We start from the raw sequence: 19407 nt of genomic DNA, 5'->3' as shown, positions 1-19407 counted from the left end.
TCGTGCACCGCATGAAAAGGTGATGCACACCCTAGTGGCGGGCGCGCCCCGTCACGACACGGACGTGTCAAGACCTGAGCCGAAAGCGGTAACGCCACTCGCAGGGGACCTCGTGTTCGATGCCGCGTCAGGCCTGTCCCCTGAGGACCTTCAGCACCACTTCGAGCGATCCCACGACCAGCCCGGCTCCCGCCTCCCTCAGCAGCTTGGCCTTGCGGTCGTTGCGTGCGTACCCGAGGAAGGGGACGCCGGCCTGCTGCGCGGCGGCGTGGTCCGACGGGGTGTCCCCGATCATCAGGGCGGTGGCGGGGTCTGCGCCCATGGCCCTGAGGGCCTGGTGCAGACAGTGCGGATGCGGTTTGAGCAGATGCAGGTTCCCGGTGCGGCCGTAGACGTGCGGGGCGAAGCACGCGCCCAGCCCGCGGCCCTCCAGATAGGTGCGGGCGACGCCCGGGGAGTTGTTCGTCGCGATGGCGAGACGGGCGCCCACGGCGCTCCACGTCCTGATCAGCGGGTCGGCGTACGCGGTCGGCCAGGCGGTGGCGGTGGCGCGCATCTCGGCCTGGGTGAGACGTTCCTCCAGCTCCGTCACCACATCGCTGTGCGGATGCCGGCGGTCGACGGCGCGCAGCACGTCGTGCGGGTCGAGGGATTCGCGCTCCTCGGGCGTCAGCAGGCCGTGCAGCCCCTGTCCCTCCAGCCAGTCGACCAGTTCTCCGGCCACCCGCTCCGCCTTGTGCCCCGCGAACAGGCGGCAGATCGGGCCGTCGAAGTCGAAGAGGACGAAGCGAGCCCGGTCGATCAGTTCTCGCAGCTTCCCGATCTCTTCCGCCGCCAGTTCTGTCCGTGTCGTATCAGAAGTCACTAGGAGAGTGTCAGGTCCGACGTGACGGTTTCCCAGAGGGCGTCGAACCAGTTCTGCGACTCCTCCACGAACGCCGTGTCGCGCCGTCCGGCGCGCTTCTCGAAGGAGAAGAGGAGGGACTCGGCGCCGAGCGTGTCGTACATGTCCAGCCTGCCGCTGTCGCCGTCCTCCTCGCGCCGCACGATCGTGTAGTAGGCGAGCAGCGCCTCGGCGCCGTTCAGCAGGTAGAGCTTCACGGGCGGGGTGAACGGCAGGGCGCGGAAGGAGACGTTGACGTCGATGCCGTGCGTCGCGCGCAGCGCGAGCAGATTGTGCCGCAGCACCTGCCCCTGGGCATTGCGCTGAACCAGCCAGCGCTGGTGGACCGGGTCGTCATCGGCACGGAGCCCCACGGAGACCGGGAAGGCGAGCTGGATGTCCCGGCTGGGCAGCAGCAGCCGGACGTCGACGGACTCCGGGCGCAGCCGGCCCTCGTGGATGAGACGCAGCGGCTCGCTCAGGGCGAGCATCAGGGTCTCGGCGGTGAGCGAGACCGTGTCGATACGGACCTGTGGGGCGGCGAAGGCCTCGGTGAGGCGGGGAGCCAGCCCGACCATCGTGGGCTGGGGCTCCTCGCGCACCGGCGCGGGCCGGGCGATGCGCGGGGGGCTGCCCTTGGTGACACCACTGAGCAGGCCGTCGTTCTGGAGGTACTTGATCGCCTGGCGCACGGCACCGCGCTCCACCCCGAACTCCTCGGCGAGCTCGGCCTGGGTGGGCAGGCGGTCACCGGCCTTGAGGGCACCCGCACGGATGCGTTCCCTCAGGACGTCGGCGATGTGCTGAGGAGTGGGCCTCTGACGACTGCCGTTCACCGCAACGTTCTCCTGGGTCACAACCAAACGCTACAACTTGCCGTAGTCAAGCGGGAGTTGTTTGAAAGTTGTTTATGGACAACGACCAAGTGGGCACAACCTAGCTGTAGTTGGTTGCCAACTTGGCCAAGATGGCGGAAGTTTTACCTCCGCTGCTTCGGCCCTCGAAGGAGGAATGCGCCCCCGCATCCGAAGGAGGAACCACCATGCCCGCCATCGCCCTCCTCTCCGCCCTGTTCGTCATGGGCTTCGAGCAGTTCGTCCAGTGGAAGTACGGCCCGCTCGGCATCGCCGGACTGCTGCTCCTCACCGTCGGCGTCCGCGCGAAGAACCCGACGTGCAGCTCGATCGGGGCGGTGGTGCTCGCCCTGACGGTCGCCGCTCCCGCCCTGTGACACCCGGGGCGGTCCGCCGCCCGCACCGCCCGTCCGGGAGGACGCCGTGGGCCGTCAGGTGAGCGTGAGCTCCGAACTGATCGTGTTCCACAGCGCGGAGAACCAGACGTGCGACTGCTCCACGAACGTCGTGTCCCGCAGCCCCTCGCCCTGCTCGAACGGGAACAGGGTGGACTGGGTGCCCTGGGCGTCGTACAGCTCCAGGTACTCGTGGTCGATCTCCTCGCCCCGCCTCTTGAGCGTGTAGTACGCGAACAGCGCCTCGTTGTTGTTCAGCAGATAGAGCTTCACGGGCGGGGTGAACGGCAGGGCGCGGAAGGAGACGTTGACGTCGATGCCGTGCGTCGCGCGCAGCGCGAGCAGATTGTGCCGCAGCACCTGCCCCTGGGCATTGCGCTGAACCAGCCAGCGACGGTGCAGCAGCTCGTCGGCACCGGGGCGCACCCGGTCGCCGGAATGCTCGACGGCGGCCGGGAAAGCGAGGTCGATGTCCCGGCTGGGCAGCAGCACACGGACGTCGACCGTGGCCGGTTTCATGCGCCCCGCATGGATCTGGCGCAGCGGCTCGCCGATCGCGAGGGTGAGCGAGACGGCCGTCAGGCACAGCGCGTCGATCTCCACGTGCGGCGCATCGAAGGCGGCCGCGATGCGTGGTGCGAGGCCCACCATGGTCGACTGCGGCGCGCCCCCGGGTCCTGCGGCGGCGCGGTCCCCGGGGTCCGCGACCGTGGCCGGGCTGCCCTTCGTCGCATGGGCGAGCAGCCGTTCCGACTGGAGAACGCGCAGCGCCTGGCGCACCGTCGTCCGCTCCACCCCGAACTCGTCGGCCAGTTCGGCCTGGGTCGGCATGCGCTGGCCCGGGCGGAGCCGGCCGTCCCTGATCCGGTCGCGCAGTTCGTCGGCGACCTCGTGGTGGGACCTCCGTGACCTGTTCCGCTCGTCGACGGGGGCCTGTTCCCGGTTCACAGCCCGAACCCTACAACTTCACGCCATCTTTGGGGAGTTGAGGCTATGGCGATTATAGGTCGGCCATCACGGAGATAACTCAAGTGGAGTTGGTCGCCAACTTCCCACACCTAGCGGAACGTGGTCGCCAAGCGCGAGCGACCAGCCGGCCCGAAGGAGGGACCGCCATGCCGCTCCTCGCCCTCGTCATCGCCGCAGTCGCCGTCGGATTCGAGCAGCTCGTCCAGTGGAAGTACGGCCCCCTGGGGATCATCGCGTTCGCCCTGCTCTCCATCGGCCTCAAGGCCAGGAACACGACGTGCAGCAGCATCGGCGCCATCGTCCTCGTGCTGCTGCTCGCCGCCCCGTGATCCTCCTGCCCGTGTCACGGTGCGGCACGGGCACCACCCCGGTCCGGCTGACCGGGCTCCCTTCCTGGAGGGGAGCCGGGAGCCCGGTCATGCCCACTCGGGGTGCCCGCTCGCCGGAGACGAGCCGGGAGCCCGGGGACGCCGGATCCGGGTACCCGGACCGACGGGGGACCGCAGCTCAGAAGCCGTCCGGACACCACGGGCGCCGGGAGGTGCGGAACAGGGCGTCGGCGACGGCGGCGGCACCCGGCCGCTCCTCCGTCACCCGGCCCAGCGCCACCAGCCGCGCCGCCGACTCGTCCCCGAGCCACAGCGCGCCCAGCTCACCGACGCCGAGCACCAGATCGGCGGACTCGGAGGTCGGCGCGCACACCGCCCCGTCGGGCCCCGCCTCCAGCCGGTACCGCCCGGCGGACAGCCCGTCCCCGTCCCCCACCTCGATCGTGAGGGCGCCCCGTCCGGCGTAGGTCCGTGCCTCCAGGGCCCGTACGACGTCCAGGATCCGCACCCACAGGTAGTCCGCCTGTGTGGTGATCCGGGCGGCGCGCGGGTCCGGGAGGAGCAGCGGCAGCAGGTCGTCCGGGGCTCGATGGCCCGTCCTGACCATGGTGATCCAGTCGATCGAGCAGAGGTAGTGCCACAGGGCGCGCTCGGCGGCCGGGGTCACCGTGATCAGCGCTTGCACGCTCGCGGTGTTCAGCGGCTGCTTGGCGTCGCCCCAGTGATCGTCCGCGGTGTAGGTGAGCAGTCCCTCGACCTCGCCGGCGGCCGAGCGGTACACGGCGTAGAACGGCTCCGTCCACGGGCTCCTCGCGAGGTCGACGGCGCCCGTGTGGATCCGCCACCACCGTTCGTCGCGGTCGGTCGCGCCGGGCTGCGCGCGGCGGAAGCGCTCATGGAGCTCCGGCCCGAGCTTGCGTACGTCCTCGGGTCCCACCAGGTCGATGCGGCCGCCGTCGTCCGGGCCCGACCAGCGGGGGTCGAGGCCGGCGCGCGGCACGTCCACGGTCCACTCCGCGGTCCAGGTCGCGGGGCCGAAGCCGTAGCGGCCGTAGATCGGGTACTCGGCGGCGATCAGTGTGGCGACGACGTCGCCCCGGTCCCGGGCCGCCGCCAGGTCCATGGTCATCATGCGGCTGAGCAGACCGCGGCGGCGGTGCGTGGCGGTGACCGTCACATTCGATATCGCGTCCGCCGGCACCGGGGTGCCGCCGACGGCGGTGAGCTGCTGCGGGAAGGAGCGGAACGTCGCCACGCAGCGGTCGTCCTCGAAGGCGCCGATCGTGCGGTCCGGGTCGACGTACGAGGAGCGGTCCTCGATCTCCTCGGGCGTCACGGCCGGGGTGCGGAGGAAGCCGGTGTTGAGGGCACGGGTCCACGCGGGGATGTCGGCGGGCGTGATGTGGCGGACGTCCAGGTGCATGTCCTCACGCTAGGCGCCCGGCCCACGGCACTGCCTCCGAATTTCCGGTGGCCCGGCGCTGCCTGCGGTGGCCCGACGGGTGGACCGGCACTCCCGCCACCGGCCCGACGGGTGACGGCACTCCCGTCGTCGGCCTGACGGTGGAACCGGCGCTCCCGCCACCGGCCCGGCTGCGTGCTCGGCGTTCCGGTGTCCCGTGGCCGCCGGCGAGCGGCCGCCCGCCGGCGTCGCGTACGTGGCGTACCGGGCTGCTCGGCGGTCTAGGGGGGGTCTTGTCGTTCAGGCCGGATCAGGGAGCGGGGCTTGGTGCGCTGCGTTCGCTTCGCTCTCTCCGCCTCGGCTCTTCGATTCATCCTCCGGATGCCGAGCGCAGCTGCAAGGCGGAGGAGGGAGTCGACGCGATGGGGGTCCCCCCGCGCGAGCGCAGCCGAGCGTGGGGGAGGCGGCGACTGACGACAACGCCGCGGATGTGCGTGCCAAGCCCCGCGAGCCCGGCGTGATCGGCAAGACCCCCCTAGAACGCCGCCCTGATCGTTCCGACCTCGACGCCCCCGCCCAGCAGCGGCACATGCCCTATCCGCTCCAGCACCGGCGAGGAGACGCCCACCCGCTCCAGGGCCCGGGCCAGCACCGGGCCCAGGGCCCGGGTGGCGCCGTCGTCGATCTTGAAGGCGAGGGCGCGGCCGTCGGGCAGGGCGACCGCCTGCACGGCTTCGGCGCCCATCTTGGAGAGGGTCCCGGGGAGCTCCCGCATGAGCCAGGTGTCGGGGCGGCGCGTCCCGGCGACGTACTCGGGGTGGGCGCGCATGGCGTCCGCGACCCGGCGCTCGGGCGTACCGGGGGCGGCGAGGACGAAGTGCCGGTAGGCGCGGGCCAGTCCGACGAGGCTGACCGCCATCAGCGGCGCACCGCAGCCGTCCGTGCCGACCGAGGCGACCGGCTCCCCCGCCGCTTCCTCGACGACCGAGAGGACGAGCCGCTGGAGCGGGTGCCCGGGGTCCAGGTAGTCCTCGGCGGCCCAGCCGTTCAGCTCGCAGGCGGCGAGCATCGCGGCGTGCTTGCCGGAGCAGTTCATGGTGATCCGCTCACGGACCGCGCCCCGTGCAAGGTACGTCTCCGCCTCGGCGGGGTCGAGGGGCAGGTCGGGCGGGCACTGGAGCAGTCCTTCGGCGAGCCCGAACTCGGCGAGCATCTTCTGCACCAGGTCGAGGTGGAACCCCTCGCCCGAGTGGCTCGCGGCGGCCAGCGCCAGCCGCTCGCCGGACAGCTCCAGGCCTGCGCGCAGCACGGCCGCGGCCTGCATCGGCTTGTTGGAGGAGCGCGGGAAGACGGGCGCGCCGACATCGCCGAGCGCCAGCTCCACGCTGCCGTCCGCCGCCAGCAGCACCAGGCTGCCCCGATGACGGCCCTCGACGAAGCCGGAGCGTACGACCTCGGCGAGGACCGGGGATATGGCGGGGGCGTCGGCGGGGTGCGCGGGCGCGGGGGTCATGGCGGGTGGCCTTCCACGAGGACCCGCCACCGGCGACGGTCACCGGGATCGCCGGGGCCTCCGCGTCACGAGAGCAGGTCGTCCACTTGTGCTTCACCTTCACGGTACCTGCGGGCGATCTCGGCGCTGCACCCGTCGGCGGTCCGCTGAAGCTGCTGGCGGCGCCGGGAGACCTGCTGCTCGCAGCGTACGAGCCGGCCCATCGCGGCGCACAGTTCGTCATCCGTCCTGGCCCCGAGGTCGGAGAGCTCGACCTCCGCGAGCATGTCGGCCGCCAGCAGCCGGTACTTCTCGCTGTGCGGTGTGCCCACTCTCACATGGCGGGCCGAGGAGCGCTGGCGCGCCGGCTGGTCCCTGAGGATCTCCGGGAGCCGGTCCAGCAGGGGCCCCTGCGGGTGCGGCCCGGCGACCTCCGCCGGCCCGGTGGGGCTGCGCCGCCCGAGCTCGGCCCGGAGGATGTCGATCCGGCCCTGGAGAAGACGCCGCACATAGCTGAGGTCGGCCTCGTCCTGCTGGGCCTCGCGGCGCAGGGCCCGCAGCTCGGGCAGCCGCAGCCCGCCCAGCTCGGGCACCGGTTCGTCGTCCGCCAGCGGGCTGCAGGTCCGCTGTGTGGGCGGGCGCGACGGCACCGCAGGGCCCGCCGTGCGGAGGCTCGTACGGGTCAGCGACACAGGTCCGGGCGGCTGCCCGGTGCTCGGCGTGGTCATGGTCCTCCACCGTCCCCTCGACCGGCTCGCGGTTGCACCGCGTGTGAGCATCGTGCCACTCCCGGTGGGTCATATGTGACCGAGTGCCCCCGATCGGCCCCGGATGGGGGGATCCGCGGCATGCGAGGGGCCCATATGGCCGCGTGCGGGGACACGGCATGATGGTCGGCATGCGTGCGGTGGTGCAGAGGGTCGACGGCGCGAGCGTCGTCGTGGACGGTGAGACGGTCGGCGAGATCACGGGCGAGGGTCTGTGCGTCCTGGTGGGCGTGACCCATGAGGACACCAAGGAGAAGGCCGCCCAACTGGCCCGGAAGCTCTGGTCGGTCCGGATGCTGCACGACGAGAAGTCGTGCAGCGACATCGATGCGCCCCTCCTGGTCGTCAGCCAGTTCACGCTCTACGGCGACGCGCGCAAGGGCCGCCGCCCCACCTGGAACGCGGCGGCGCCGGGCGAGGTCGCCGAGCCCCTCGTCGACGAGGTGGTGGCACAGCTGCGGGCGCTCGGGGCCACGGTCGCCACGGGACGGTTCGGGGCACGGATGCGGGTGTCGCTGACGAACGACGGTCCGTTCACGGTGCTGTTGGAGATGTAGGCCCCGCCCGGCGGACGGCGTGGGCGCCCCGCACCGGGGCACCCACGGGCGGCGTCGGGCCGCTACGGCTCGACCACGACCTCCTGCGCCGCCGCCGTCGTGCCCGCGGTCAGCCGGGCGTCGACGGGGACGTTCCGCTTGACCAGGGCGAGGGCGATCGGCCCGAGTTCGTGGTGGCGCACCGAGGTCGTGATGAAGCCCAGCTTCCGGCCGTCCGGGCCCTCGTCCGCGAGCTGGACGGGCGTCCCGTGCGGCGGCAGATGGACGTCGCTGCCGTCGAGGTGGAGGAAGACCAGGCGGCGCGGCGGCTTGCCGAGGTTCTGGACCCGGGCGACGGTCTCCTGCCCGCGGTAGCAGCCCTTCTGCAGATGCACGGCGGTACCGATCCAGCCGAGCTCGTGCGGGATGGTGCGGTGGTCGGTCTCGAAGCCGAGGCGCGGCCGGTGGGCCTCGACGCGCAGCGCCTCGTAAGCCAGGATGCCGGCCGCCGGGCCGTGCGTCTGTGCGTACGCCTCCAGTTCGCCGCGCGGCAGGAAGAGGTCGCGGCCGTGCGGGGTCTCCCGTACGACGACGCCCTCCGGCACGTCGGCGATGGAACCGGCGGGGAGGTGCACCACCGCGAAGTCGGCCGTACGGTCGGCGACTTCGACGCGGTAGAAGAACTTCATCGACTCCAGGTACGCGATCAGCGCTTCCTGGGTGCCCGGTTCCACGTGCGCCCAGGTCGTCCGGCCGTCGTCGACGAGATAGAGGGCATGCTCGACGTGCCCGTGCGCGGAGAGGATCAGTGCCTCCGTGGCGCGGCCCGCGGGGAGCTCGCTGACGTGCTGGGTGAGCAGCAGGTGCAGCCAGCTCAGGCGGTCCTCGCCGGTGACGGTGACGACGCCGCGGTGGGACAGGTCCACGAAGCCGTTCCCGTCGGCGAGGGCGCGCTGTTCGCGGAAGAGGTCGCCGTAGTGCGCGGCGACGCCTTCGTCGACACCCTCGGCGGGGACGGCGCCGGGCAGGATCAGCAGGGGGCTCTTCATATCCACTCACCCTACGACCAGGCGGCCGCCGGTTTTATTTCTCGTCCGGCTTCCCGCCCGCTGCGCAGCTCTCGCACTGCCCGAAGATCGCGAAGTGCTTCATGTCGGTCTCGAAGCCGAAGGTGTCCCGGAGCTTCCTGGTGAACTCGGCTGCGATGGAGACGTCCGCCTCGATGACGTTGCTGCACGTGCGGCAGACGAGGTGGATGTGGTGGTGCCGGTCCGCGAGGTGGTACGTCGGTGCGCCGTGCCCGAGGTGGGCGTGGCTGACCAGGCCGAGTTCCTCCAGCAGCTCCAGCGTCCGGTAGACCGTGGAAATGTTGACCCCCGACGCCGTCTTCCGCACTTCGGAGAGGATGTCGTCGGGGGTCGCGTGCTCCAGGGTGTCCACGGCTTCGAGCACGAGCTGCCGCTGCGGGGTCAGCCGGTAGCCGCGCTGCCGCAGATCGCTCTTCCAGTCGGTGCTCACCACGGATCCAGTGTAGGAGTACGCCGGGCGTAGGCCGCCTGAATGCGGCCGACCGGCCTCGGTCGGAACCGCCTACTTGAAGAAGGCGATGCCGTCGTCGGGGAGGTCGCCCAGGTTGCGCGCCATCTCGGCGACGTCCTCGGGCGTGACGACCTTCTTCAGGTGCGCCGACATGTACGGCCGCAGCGGCACCTCGGGCGTCGCCTTCTCGCCGACCCACATCAGGTCGCCCTTGACGTAGCCGAAGAGCCGCTTGCCGCCGCTGTACGGACCGGAGGCCTCCGTGCGGGCGACCGCGTCCGTGGCCAGGTCGATCTGGGGCTTCTTCTCGGCCAGCTCGCCGTACCAGACCTCGACGACACCGTCGTTGCGCACCATGACGACCTCGACCTTGCGGTCGGCGTCGACGCGCCAGTAGCCGGACTCCGACTCGAGCGGCTTCACCTTGTTGCCGTCGGCGTCGAGCACCCAGGTGTGCGAGTGGTACTCGAGGAAGTCCCGCCCGTCGTGCGTGAACGTGACTTCCTGGCCGAAATTGGCCTTCTCGGTGCCGGGGAAGTCCGTGACGCCCGCGCCGGCCCAGTTGCCGAGCAGGAAGGCCAGCGGGAGGAGGTCCTTGTGGAGGTCGGACGGGATCTCGATCATGGGGTGCTCGTATATCTCCTGGTGACGGTCAGCGCGGCGGTCAGCGCTGGCCCTGGTACAGCTTCTTCACGGTCAGCCCGGCGAAGGCGAGCACGCCGACGCAGACCAGGACGAGCAGAGCTTCGAAGAATGCCTCAAGCACGGGTGCTCCTTGATGAGGGTGACGAGCTGTACAGAGCCGGGCTCCAGCTTAGTAGGGCACCGCGCGGGCTACAGTTCCGGGCATGGCGAAGAAGCTCGTGATCAAGGTGACCGCGGGGGCGGATGCCCCCGAGCGCTGCTCGCAGGCGTTCACGGTGGCGGCGGTGGCGGTGGCCAGCGGTGTCGAGGTCTCGCTGTGGCTGACCGGCGAGTCGTCGTGGTTCGCCCTGCCCGGACGGGCCGCCGAGTTCGAGCTGCCGCACGCGGCACCGCTGCCGGGCCTGATCGATTCGGTCCTCGCGGGCGGCCGGCTGACCCTGTGCACGCAGTGCGCGGCGCGCCGTGACATCACCGAGAAGGACGTCATCGAGGGCGTACGGATCGCGGGTGCGCAGGTCTTCGTGCAGGAGGCGACGACGGACGGCGTCCAGGCGCTGGTGTACTGACGGGGCGGGCACGGAGCGGCCGCCGGGGTTGCGGCGGCGCGGGCGCGGGGCTGCCGGCGGGTTTCTCCGGGTTCGCAGGACGGGCGCACAGGGCCGGCAATCTAGTGCCGCTTCTTGCCGTCCAGCTCGTCCCACCACTCGTCGGACTTCGGGTCGCCCGAGGGGTCGTCCCACCAGCGGTCCTCGGGACCCCGCCGGTTCGCGACCATCGCGGCGACGGGCGGGATCACCATGGCCACGACGCACATCGCCACGGCCGCGGGGACGGACCAGAGGCGCACGACTCCCCAGGCCAGGACGAACAGCGCCAGGCACGTGCCCATCATGGCGAAGTAGACGTGCCGCCTACGCGCGTACATACGTCCAGAGTACGGCCGGGACCGCCGACCGCACCGGCTCGGAGAACGGCGGAGCCGGAGGGACCGCTCCCCGGTCCAGGTGGCGTCCAACCCCCCTGGGGAGCGGCCCTCCGGCCGTTCATGAAAGCGCGGGCCCGCCGTCCCGCTCCCCCGCCCCGGCTGCGCCCGGACGGGGGGCTCCTGCTCAGACGGCGATGGCGACCTCGGCCAGTCCGCCCGTCTGGGCGACGACCGTACGGTCGGCGGTCGCACCCGGAACCAGGGCGCGAACGGTCCACGTGCCCTCGGCCGCGTAGAACCGGAACTGACCGGTCGCCGAGGTCGGGACCTCGGCCGTGAACTCGCCGGTCGAGTCCAGCAGACGCACGTAACCGGTGACGGGCTCGCCGTCGCGGGTCACCTGCCCCTGGATGGTGGTCTCACCGGGCTTGATGGTCGACGCGTCGGGGCCGCCGGCCTTCGCTCCACACATGTGTCTCTCCTGATGTTTCGGGTTGGGGCCGGGGTTACTTGGCTGCGCCGAGCTCGATCGGCACGCCGACGAGGGAGCCGTACTCGGTCCACGAGCCGTCGTAGTTCTTGACGTTCCCGACGCCGAGCAGCTCGTGCAGCACGAACCAGGTCAGGGCCGAGCGCTCGCCGATGCGGCAGTAGGCGATGGTGTCCTTGGCCAGGTCGACGTTCTCGTCGGCGTAGAGGGCCTTGAGCTCGTCGTCCGACTTGAACGTGCCGTCGTCGTTGGCGTTCTTGGACCACGGGATGTTGCGGGCGCTCGGGACGTGGCCCGGGCGCTGCGACTGCTCCTGCGGCAGGTGCGCCGGGGCGAGCAGCTTGCCGCTGAACTCGTCGGGCGAGCGCACGTCGACCAGGTTCTGGCTGCCGATCGCGGCCACGACGTCGTCGCGGAAGGCACGGATCGAGGCGTCCTGGGCCTGGGCCCGGTACTCGGTCGCCGGGCGCTGCGGCACCTCGGCACCGTCGACCAGGTCACGGGAGTCGAGCTCCCACTTCTTGCGGCCGCCGTCGAGGAGCTTCACGTCCTGGTGTCCGTAGAGCTTGAAGTACCAGTAGGCGTAGGACGCGAACCAGTTGTTGTTGCCGCCGTAGAGGACGACGGTGTCGTCGTTCGCGATCCCCTTGGCCGACAGCAGCTTCTCGAAGCCGGCCTGGTCGACGAAGTCACGGCGGACCGGGTCCTGGAGGTCCTTCTTCCAGTCGATCCGAACGGCGTTCCTGATGTGGTTCTTGTCGTACGCGGAGGTGTCCTCGTCGACCTCGACGATGACGACCTTGGGGTTGTCGAGGTTGGCCTCGACCCAGTCGGCGTCTACCAGGACGTCGCTGCGGCTCATGCTCTTCTCTCCTCCGGGGCAGTTGCGGCGGGATGTGCGTCGAGTGGGATGCGCGTAGGTGCGACTCGTGCCCGGGAGCGGGGCACGGCGCTGCGCATTACACGGGTGGCCGTCCTACGGCCTGGGGAAACGGGATGCGAGAGATCCCGCTCAGAAGGAGCGACAGAGCATGGCGGCGACGCGGCACAGGTCTACTGCCCGCCGCTTCGTGAGATCCGCCTGTCGCTTCATGGGTGCGATCGTAGGGACGGACAGGCTGTCGTGTCACCGGCGTGTCGCATGATGAGACGCGATCGTCCGGATTATGGGACGCTGATCACGTCGAAGCCCCTTCCGGCCGTCCCCGAGGGTCGGCCGGCTGCCTCTGCATCTATGGAACGGACGCCTCCGTCTCGCCTTTCGGACGGACGGGGTCCCGCCGTGCGGTCCGTCCCTACCCGACCAGCTTGACGTCCGAACCCGTCACGGAGAGGTTCACACCGTCCGGCGCCGCCTCGACCTTGTCCAGCCGGATGCCCGCAGGCAGCCCGGTGATCTTCTGCTGGAAGTCGGTGATCTGACGGACCTTCGCCTCGGCGAGCGGCACCCCGAGCGCGGGCAGCGCGTCGGCGTGCACCTTCACGACGTCGCCGTCCACGCGGGCCGAGCTGAGCACGGTCAGGGGGCGCGGCAGCTTCCGGCCGAGGACGGTGGCCTCGACGGCCACCTTGATCTTGCCGTTGCCCCCGTCGGACAGGCCGACGACCTGGGCGGTGACCCCCGCGGTGAGCCGCACCGGCTCCACGTGCGCGGCCTTCAGCAGCTCCGGGTACGAGACGGCGGCCGTGCCGGAGGCCTCGGACGCGGTGGCGGAGGAGTAGTCGCCGGAGAACGTGACCCCGCGCATCCGGGCGTGCAGCCGGTCGATCCGGATCCTTTCGGACCCGCCCGCGTTCCCCCCGGTGCCGTTCGCGCCGCCCGTCGAGGCCTCGTAGTCCTTGATCCCGATCTCGACGTCGTCCAGCTGACCGTTCGCGACCTGGGTGAGGAAGGGGAAACCGTTGATCGTCACGTCGGGCGTGCTCGTCAGGCCCTCACTGCTGCGCAGCTTGTCCGCCGCCTGGTCCTCGGCGAAACCGACGGCGAGGCGGTCGGCAGCCACGAACAGTCCCATGAGGACGACGGTGATGATCAGAAGTATTCGCAGTGCGCGCATGCTCGGTGTTTCCCCCCACCTGACGTCAACAGTCGCTGTGCGCGAGCGTACGCGGCCGGGTCCCCTCTGCGAGGACCCGACCGCGTACTTGTGGATCACCTGTGACGCACGGCACGGGAGCGTCCGGGCCGTCGGACGGCGTCAGCCGAGCACCCTGCCGAGGAGGTAGACGGCCGGGGCCGCGGCCGTGAGGGGCAGGGCGATGCCGGCGGTCATGTGGACGAACCGCGACGGGTAGTCGTAGCTCGCCACCCGGTGCCCGATCAGTGCGCACGCGCCGGCGCCGAGGCCCAGCAGCGCGCCGTGCGCACCGAAGCCGGTGAAGCCGCCGGCGGCGAATCCGGCGCCCGTGGCGGCCAGCAGTGCCACGACCACCGACGCCGCCGTGGGCAGCGGGAGCGCTCGTGCGAGGACCGCGACGGCGACCGCGACCCCGCCCACGGTGACGGCCTCCGGAGCGGCGGCCAGCTGCCCTGCCGCCACGATCGCGAGCGCCGCGGAGGCGACGGTCGCCATCAGTCCGTACATCCGCTCGTCCTGAGAGGCGTGGCTGCGCAGCTGGAGGACGAGCGAGAGCAGGACCCACACGCCGAGGGTGCCGAGGATCGCGGCCGGCGCGTTCTCGCGGCCCGCGGCCAGCAGGGTCACGTCCGCGGTGAGTGCGCCCGCGAAGGCCAGCGCGATGCCCTGACGGGCGGGCCACATCCCGTTCAGGCGGAACCATCCGGCGGCGGTGAGCGCCTGGAGCGCGACCAGCGGGATGAACAGGGCGTAGGCGCCGAGCGGCGCGGCCGAGGCCAGGAGCAGCCCCAGCACCGCGGTGAGCGCGGCCGGCTGCATGCCCGGTTCGATGACCGGGGAGCGTCCCTCGGCGCGGGCGCGCTGCGCGTCGGTGATCCGGGCGTTGCCCGTGGTGGTCGGGGCTCCGTACTCGGGGACGTCGGTGCTCTGCCCGGTCCCGTTGCCGTGCGCGCCGGTGTCCCGGCCGGTCCCGGCGAACGCGCCGGTGCTGTCCGCCGCACCGGGCGCGGAGGGCACGGCGCCGTAGCCGGTGCCGGCGCCGTTCGACGGTGTTGCGTAGCCGGTCCCGGTGCTCCCGCCCTGCGGCGGCATCCCGTACCCGGTCCCGGTGCTCCCGCCCTGCGGCGTTCCGTACCCGGTACCGGTGCTCCCGCCCTGCGGCGCCCCGTAGCCGCTGCCGTTCGCCGGCGCCCCGTAGCCCGTACCGGTGCTCCCGCCCTGCGGCGCCCCGTACCCGCTGCCGTCGTGGGCGCCCGGGTGGGCCTGGTGTCCGAAGCCCCCGGTACCGGGGGCCGCGTACGGCGACTGCTCCGCCTGTGGCGGAAGGGGCTGCCCGGACTGGACGGGCGGCAGATAGGCGGTCTCGGCGGCGTCCGCCGAGTGGTGCAGGGACGACTGGGTCTGGGTGTCCCAGGTCCGGCCCTCCCACTGCTGCGTGTGGTCGCCCTCATGGGGCGGCTCGTATCCGTACGGCTGGTTGCTCATGGTCACCCTCCTGCGAACGGCGGGAGCACCTCGACCGTGCCGCCCTCGGCCAGCCGTACCGTCTCATGTTCCCGGGTGCCCACGGGGTCACCGTCGATCAGGAACGACGAGCGCTGCAGGACCCGGGCGAGTTCGCCGGGGTGCCGCAGACGTGCGCCGTCGAGCGCCTCGGCCAGGGTGTCGGCGTCGTACGGCTCCTCGGCGACGCCGGCAGCGGCCTTGGCTGCCGCCCAGTAACGGATGGTCCCCGTTGCCACGGGCACTCCTCTCCTTCGTCGGGTGCCGTTACATGATGCGGCACCCCGCAAGGCGGTCACGGCGGGCCTCGGGGCTTCGGCGCCCTCGGACCCCGGTCCGCGGGCCTCAGGGCTTCGGCGCCCTCGGACCCGCGTCCGACGCCCACGCGGCGATGCGCCGCAGCAGTTCCTCGCTCGCCGCGTGCTCCGCATGCCCCATCCCCGGCTCCAGCCAGAGGTCCGCCGCGCCCCCGGCCGCGCCCGCCAGCATGCGCGGATGGTCCACCGGGAAGTACGGGTCCCGGTCCCCGTGCACGATCAGCAGCCGGGCCGGCGCGATCAGCGGCACCGACTCCACCGGGGACACGGGCACCGGATCCCACTCCCGGTGGTGGATGCGGGTCCGGAATCCGACGCGCCCCACGAGCCTGCCCGCCCGCCGCGTCACCATCCAGTGCAGCCGCCGCATGGGCGCCGTGCCCCGGTAGTACCAACGCGCCGGGGCGCTCACCGCCACGACCGCGTCAGCGCGCGCTTCCGTGCGCCCCCCGTACTCGGTGTGACCGAGCGCCCCGTGGCGCAGCACCACCGAACCGCCCATCGAGAAGCCGACCGTGACCACCCGGCGGTGCCCGAGAGCCCGTGCCCACTCCACCGCGGCGGCCAGGTCGAGCACCTCGCGGTCGCCGACCGTGGACCGCCCGCCCGACCGTCCGTGACCCCGGAAGGAGAAGGTCACCACGGCCGCGTGACGCGCGAGGACCCGGGCGACACGGCGCACGTGCGGCCGCTCCAGATCCCCCGTGAAGCCGTGCGCGACCACGATCGCGAGCTCTCCGCCCGGGGCGGGACCGGGGTCGTACGCGGCGTCGATCGGCACCCCGTCGGACGTACGCAGCATCACGCGCCGTGCGCGCGACGTGAGCGGCCGCACACAAGATCGCGCCGTTCGACCTGCCGTACCGGAACTCATGTGGGCTATTCTGCTGGGGAGAGGATCCGGGCAGCGCAGCCCCCGGGTCCTTTTGTGCTTTCAGGGAGGTCGTATACGACCGGGGTATACGAACGAGACGGACGAACGAGAGCGCGGCGGATCCCAGGGCGCGGGGCTCCGCACCGGTACGAAGCAGTACGCAGTACGAGGCTTGACCGCAGGTACGAAAGCTGTGCCGCACCGCACAACGTCCTCGCAGGGACCGAGGAGGAACCGACGTAATGGGCGAGCGAACCGTGCACGACAGTGGGACGACCCTGGCAGGTGGGACGCGATGAGCTCTCTGCTGCTCCTGACGAATGCCCTTCAGCCGTCGACCGAGGTGCTCCCCGCTCTCGGTCTGCTGCTTCACAACGTGCGGGTGGCCCCGGCGGAGGGACCCGCGCTGGTCGACACCCCGGGTGCCGACGTGATCCTGGTGGACGGCCGCCGCGACCTGCCGCAGGTGCGCAGCCTGTGCCAGCTGCTGCGGTCCACCGGCCCCGGCTGCCCGCTCATGCTGGTGGTGACCGAGGGCGGCCTCGCCGCCGTCACCGCCGACTGGGGCATCGACGACGTCCTGCTCGACACCGCGGGCCCGGCCGAGGTCGAGGCACGGCTGCGGTTGGCCATGGGCCGCCAGCAGATCGCGGGCGAGGACTCCCCCATGGAGATCCGCAACGGTGACCTGTCGGTCGACGAGGCGACGTACAGCGCCAAGCTGAAGGGCCGGGTCCTGGACCTGACCTTCAAGGAGTTCGAGCTGCTGAAGTACCTGGCGCAGCACCCTGGCCGGGTCTTCACCCGCGCCCAGCTGCTCCAGGAGGTCTGGGGCTACGACTACTTCGGCGGCACCCGCACCGTGGATGTGCATGTGCGACGGCTGCGCGCCAAGCTCGGGCCCGAGCACGAGTCGCTGATCGGCACCGTGCGCAACGTCGGCTACCGGTTCGTCGCCCCGGAGAAGGTCGAGCGCGGCGCCGACGAGGCGCGCGCGAAGGAGGCCACGCCCCGTCCCGCCGAGGAGGACGCACCGCGCCGGGCGGCCGCCGCCAAGACGGAGGAACCGGCCGCCGGGTCCGGCAAGCGGTAGCCGGACCGAGGTTCTGCAAACTGGTGCGCCCATCGGCCTGCAAAGACGGGGGTCCATCCGCGTAGACTTCGCGCGTGGCCAAGGTGACGCGGGACGATGTGGCGCGACTGGCGGGTACTTCGACCGCCGTCGTGAGCTATGTCATCAACAACGGACCCCGGCCGGTCGCCCCGGCCACGCGCGAGCGCGTTCTCGCCGCGATCAAGGAGCTGGGCTACCGGCCCGACAGGGTTGCCCAGGCGATGGCCTCGCGGCGTACCGACCTGATAGGCATGATCGTGCCGGACGCCCGGCAGCCGTTCTTCGCCGAGATGGCGCACGCCGTCGAACAGGCCGCGTCCGAGCGCGGGAAGATGGTCCTCGTCGGCAACACGGACTACGTCGACGAGCGCGAGGTCCACTATCTGCGCGCCTTCCTCGGCATGCGGGTCTCCGGGCTGATCCTCGTCAGCCACGGCATGAGCGACCGCGCCGCCGCGGAGATCGACGCCTGGGACGCACGGGTCGTGCTGCTGCACGAGCGGCCGGAGGCCATCGACGACGTCGCCGTCGTCACGGACGACCTCGGCGGCGCCCAGCTCGCCACCCGGCACCTCCTGGAGCACGGTCACGACTACGTGGCGTGTCTCGGCGGCACCGCGGAGACGCCCGCCGTCGGCGACCCGGTCTCCGACCACGTCGAGGGCTGGCGCCGGGCGATGCGGGAGGCCGGCCTGTCCCTGGAGGGCCGTCTCTTCGAAGCGCCCTACAACCGCTACGACGCCTACCGGGTCGGCCTCGACATCCTGTCCGCCCCCGACCGGCCCACTGCGATCTTCTGTTCGACCGACGACCAGGCCATCGGCGTGCTGCGGGCCGCCCGTGAGCTGCGGATCGACGTGCCCGGCGAACTCGCCGTCGCCGGATTCGACGACGTGAAGGAAGCGGGGCTCACCGACCCGCCGCTCACCACCGTCGCCTCCGACCGGTCCGCGATGGCCCGGGCGGCGGTCGACCTGGTCCTCGACGACGGGCTCAAGGTCGCCGGCTCGCGCCGCGAGCGGCTGAAGCTGTTCCCGTCCCGCCTGGTGGTACGCCAGTCCTGCGGCTGCGACTGAGCGGGACGCCCCGCGCGCGGACGCACCCCGGGCGGACCGGCCGGGTAACGGGCTCCCGGGCGTCCTTATATGGGGCATACGCACTTCTGCCGGGCTTCTCAGGACGTACTCAGGGAACTCTCATGATCGCGGGACACCCTCTGGTACATGACCGAGAGCTTTCGCCACAGCGGCGAGTACCCCGAGCGCTACCCCAGTCCTGCCGGTACGCCGAGTGCGTACCCTCCCCCGTGGAACACGAGCTCCGTCCAGGACGCGCCCCCTCCGCCCCCGTACGCTCCCGGGCCCGGTTCCGTCCCTGAGCCGCGGCCGCGACGGCGCGCCAGGGGGCCCGTCGCCCTGCTGTCCGCCGTGGCCCTCGCGGCCGCCGCGATCGGCGGCGGCACCGCGTACGCCTTCCAGGAGCTCAGCGCCCGGCACGACGTCGGCGCACCGGGCGTCGACGGCACCAGCGTCGCGCAGACCACCCGGGGCACCGTCGCCGGTGTCGCGGCGGCCGCCGGCCCGAGCATCGTCGAGATCAGCGCGGCCTCGGGCGCCGGACGGTCCACCGGATCCGGCGTGATCATCACCTCCGGCGGCGAGGTCGTCACCAACAACCACGTGATCGCGGGGGCCACCTCGATCCGGGTGACCACCAGCGACGGCAAGCGGTACCCGGCGAAGGTCGTCGGCACCGACAGCAGGAAGGACCTCGCGCTGATCAAGGTGTCGGGCGCGTCCGGGCTGAAGCCGGCGACGCTCGGCAACTCCGACGGCATCCAGGTCGGCGACCAGGTCGTCGCGATCGGCTCCCCCGAGGGCCTGACCGGCACGGTGACCAGCGGCATCGTCTCCGCGCGCGACCGCGACGTCACGGTCCCCACGGACGAGGGCCGCGAGCAGCAGCAGGGCGGCGGCTGGCCCTTCGAGTTCGGCGGCCGGCAGTTCAACGGCGACACCGGCTCGTCGAAGACGACGTACAAGGCCATCCAGACCGACGCCTCGCTCAACCCCGGCAACTCCGGCGGCGCCCTCCTCAACATGAACGGCGAGATCGTCGGCATCAACTCCGCCATGTACTCCCCGACCTCGTCGGCCGCGGCCTCGTCGTCCGGCGCGGGCAGCGTGGGCCTGGGCTTCGCCATCCCGGTCAACACGGTGAAGGCCGACCTGGACACCCTGAGGAGCGGCGGCAGCGACTGACCCGGGCCCGGTGCCGTGCTCGTGGGAGCCTGGT

At 71.8% G+C, this 19407-nt stretch carries 24 protein-coding genes; 7 read left to right on the top strand and 17 right to left on the bottom strand.

All coding sequences use genetic code 11. From position 1 onward, the window contains the following. Positions 1-127: 127 nt before the first annotated feature. Positions 128-865: an HAD family hydrolase gene (locus ACWCP6_RS06205; RefSeq protein WP_450931178.1), complete on the bottom strand. Its 738-nt coding sequence runs from the start codon at positions 863-865 to the stop codon at positions 128-130. Further along, entirely contained in the window at positions 865-1746 is an 882-nt protein-coding gene (locus tag ACWCP6_RS06200; protein ID WP_450931177.1) for a GntR family transcriptional regulator, read from the bottom strand. The genes ACWCP6_RS06205 and ACWCP6_RS06200 overlap by 1 nt, the downstream gene beginning before the upstream one ends. Before the next feature lie 179 nt (positions 1747-1925). On the opposite strand from ACWCP6_RS06200, the gene ACWCP6_RS06195 reads away from it, so the two are divergent. After that, positions 1926-2114 (top strand): hypothetical protein, encoded by a 189-nt coding sequence (locus ACWCP6_RS06195; protein WP_450931176.1) that lies wholly within the window; start codon positions 1926-1928, stop codon positions 2112-2114. Between the two features lie 54 nt (positions 2115-2168). On the opposite strand, the gene ACWCP6_RS06190 is transcribed toward ACWCP6_RS06195, so the two are convergent. Further along, positions 2169-3080: a GntR family transcriptional regulator gene (locus tag ACWCP6_RS06190; RefSeq protein ID WP_450931175.1), complete on the bottom strand. Its 912-nt coding sequence runs from the start codon at positions 3078-3080 to the stop codon at positions 2169-2171. Positions 3081-3247: 167 nt separating this feature from the next. Here ACWCP6_RS06190 and ACWCP6_RS06185 point away from each other — a divergent pair, with 167 nt between their 5' ends. Then, positions 3248-3430, top strand: a complete 183-nt coding sequence (locus ACWCP6_RS06185) for a hypothetical protein (protein ID WP_450931174.1) — start codon at positions 3248-3250, stop codon at positions 3428-3430. A gap of 178 nt (positions 3431-3608) precedes the next feature. Here ACWCP6_RS06185 and ACWCP6_RS06180 read toward each other — a convergent pair whose 3' ends face one another. The 3 genes from ACWCP6_RS06180 to ACWCP6_RS06170 form a co-directional block, all read right to left on the bottom strand. Continuing rightward, positions 3609-4853 carry a GNAT family N-acetyltransferase gene (locus ACWCP6_RS06180; RefSeq protein WP_450931173.1) on the bottom strand — a complete coding sequence of 415 codons (1245 nt, stop codon included), beginning with the start codon at positions 4851-4853 and terminating at the stop codon, positions 3609-3611. A 514-nt stretch (positions 4854-5367) separates the two neighbouring features. Then, entirely contained in the window at positions 5368-6345 is a 978-nt protein-coding gene (locus ACWCP6_RS06175; protein ID WP_450931172.1) for an asparaginase, read from the bottom strand. Between the two features lie 65 nt (positions 6346-6410). Beyond that, complete coding sequence (locus ACWCP6_RS06170; protein ID WP_450931171.1) at positions 6411-7052, bottom strand: RsiG family protein; 642 nt, start codon at positions 7050-7052, stop codon at positions 6411-6413. 170 nt (positions 7053-7222) lie between these two features. On the opposite strand from ACWCP6_RS06170, the gene dtd reads away from it, so the two are divergent. After that, the gene (gene dtd / locus ACWCP6_RS06165; protein ID WP_450931170.1) at positions 7223-7648 is read left to right on the top strand and encodes a D-aminoacyl-tRNA deacylase; all 426 of its coding nucleotides are present in this window, start codon (positions 7223-7225) and stop codon (positions 7646-7648) included. A gap of 62 nt (positions 7649-7710) precedes the next feature. Here the strand turns inward: dtd and ygfZ are convergent, their stop codons facing one another. The 3 genes from ygfZ to ACWCP6_RS06150 all read right to left on the bottom strand — a co-directional run bounded on the left by ygfZ (position 7711) and on the right by ACWCP6_RS06150 (position 9790). Beyond that, a complete protein-coding gene (gene ygfZ / locus ACWCP6_RS06160) occupies positions 7711-8676 on the bottom strand; it encodes a CAF17-like 4Fe-4S cluster assembly/insertion protein YgfZ (RefSeq protein ID WP_450931169.1) in 966 nt (321 codons plus the stop codon). Positions 8677-8710: 34 nt separating this feature from the next. Continuing rightward, on the bottom strand, positions 8711-9148 hold the full coding sequence (locus ACWCP6_RS06155) for a Fur family transcriptional regulator (protein WP_450931168.1): 438 nt from the start codon (positions 9146-9148) through the stop codon (positions 8711-8713). Between the two features lie 69 nt (positions 9149-9217). Beyond that, positions 9218-9790, bottom strand: coding sequence for an FABP family protein (locus ACWCP6_RS06150; protein ID WP_450931167.1), 573 nt, complete (start codon positions 9788-9790; stop codon positions 9218-9220). Between the two features lie 224 nt (positions 9791-10014). On the opposite strand from ACWCP6_RS06150, the gene ACWCP6_RS06145 reads away from it, so the two are divergent. Continuing rightward, the gene (locus ACWCP6_RS06145; RefSeq protein WP_450931166.1) at positions 10015-10377 is read left to right on the top strand and encodes a DsrE family protein; all 363 of its coding nucleotides are present in this window, start codon (positions 10015-10017) and stop codon (positions 10375-10377) included. 101 nt (positions 10378-10478) lie between these two features. Here ACWCP6_RS06145 and ACWCP6_RS06140 read toward each other — a convergent pair whose 3' ends face one another. The 8 genes from ACWCP6_RS06140 to ACWCP6_RS06105 all read right to left on the bottom strand — a co-directional run bounded on the left by ACWCP6_RS06140 (position 10479) and on the right by ACWCP6_RS06105 (position 15998). After that, a complete protein-coding gene (locus ACWCP6_RS06140; RefSeq protein WP_450931165.1) occupies positions 10479-10736 on the bottom strand; it encodes a DUF3099 domain-containing protein in 258 nt (85 codons plus the stop codon). Between the two features lie 184 nt (positions 10737-10920). After that, complete coding sequence (locus tag ACWCP6_RS06135) at positions 10921-11208, bottom strand: DUF1416 domain-containing protein (RefSeq protein ID WP_266770873.1); 288 nt, start codon at positions 11206-11208, stop codon at positions 10921-10923. A gap of 34 nt (positions 11209-11242) precedes the next feature. Beyond that, entirely contained in the window at positions 11243-12088 is an 846-nt protein-coding gene (locus tag ACWCP6_RS06130) for a sulfurtransferase (protein WP_450931164.1), read from the bottom strand. 150 nt (positions 12089-12238) lie between these two features. Then, the gene (locus ACWCP6_RS06125; protein ID WP_351515640.1) at positions 12239-12319 is read right to left on the bottom strand and encodes a putative leader peptide; all 81 of its coding nucleotides are present in this window, start codon (positions 12317-12319) and stop codon (positions 12239-12241) included. A 202-nt stretch (positions 12320-12521) separates the two neighbouring features. Then, complete coding sequence (locus tag ACWCP6_RS06120) at positions 12522-13283, bottom strand: LmeA family phospholipid-binding protein (RefSeq protein WP_450931163.1); 762 nt, start codon at positions 13281-13283, stop codon at positions 12522-12524. Positions 13284-13424: 141 nt separating this feature from the next. Further along, positions 13425-14789: a hypothetical protein gene (locus tag ACWCP6_RS06115; RefSeq protein WP_450931162.1), complete on the bottom strand. Its 1365-nt coding sequence runs from the start codon at positions 14787-14789 to the stop codon at positions 13425-13427. Between the two features lie 2 nt (positions 14790-14791). After that, complete coding sequence (locus ACWCP6_RS06110) at positions 14792-15046, bottom strand: MoaD/ThiS family protein (protein WP_450931161.1); 255 nt, start codon at positions 15044-15046, stop codon at positions 14792-14794. Between the two features lie 106 nt (positions 15047-15152). Continuing rightward, positions 15153-15998, bottom strand: coding sequence for an alpha/beta hydrolase (locus tag ACWCP6_RS06105; RefSeq protein ID WP_450931160.1), 846 nt, complete (start codon positions 15996-15998; stop codon positions 15153-15155). 295 nt (positions 15999-16293) lie between these two features. Here ACWCP6_RS06105 and ACWCP6_RS06100 point away from each other — a divergent pair, with 295 nt between their 5' ends. The 3 genes from ACWCP6_RS06100 to ACWCP6_RS06090 all read left to right on the top strand — a co-directional run bounded on the left by ACWCP6_RS06100 (position 16294) and on the right by ACWCP6_RS06090 (position 19373). Beyond that, on the top strand, positions 16294-17091 hold the full coding sequence (locus ACWCP6_RS06100) for a winged helix-turn-helix transcriptional regulator (protein ID WP_450931159.1): 798 nt from the start codon (positions 16294-16296) through the stop codon (positions 17089-17091). A 74-nt stretch (positions 17092-17165) separates the two neighbouring features. Beyond that, positions 17166-18188: a LacI family DNA-binding transcriptional regulator gene (locus ACWCP6_RS06095; protein WP_450931158.1), complete on the top strand. Its 1023-nt coding sequence runs from the start codon at positions 17166-17168 to the stop codon at positions 18186-18188. A 147-nt stretch (positions 18189-18335) separates the two neighbouring features. Beyond that, complete coding sequence (locus ACWCP6_RS06090) at positions 18336-19373, top strand: S1C family serine protease (protein WP_450931157.1); 1038 nt, start codon at positions 18336-18338, stop codon at positions 19371-19373. Positions 19374-19407 lie beyond the last annotated feature (34 nt).

It is taken from the genome of Streptomyces sp. NPDC002004, from assembly GCF_053593975.1.
The sequence above is the reverse complement of the archived record's forward strand: the minus strand, read 5'-3'. Positions and strand labels throughout refer to the sequence as shown.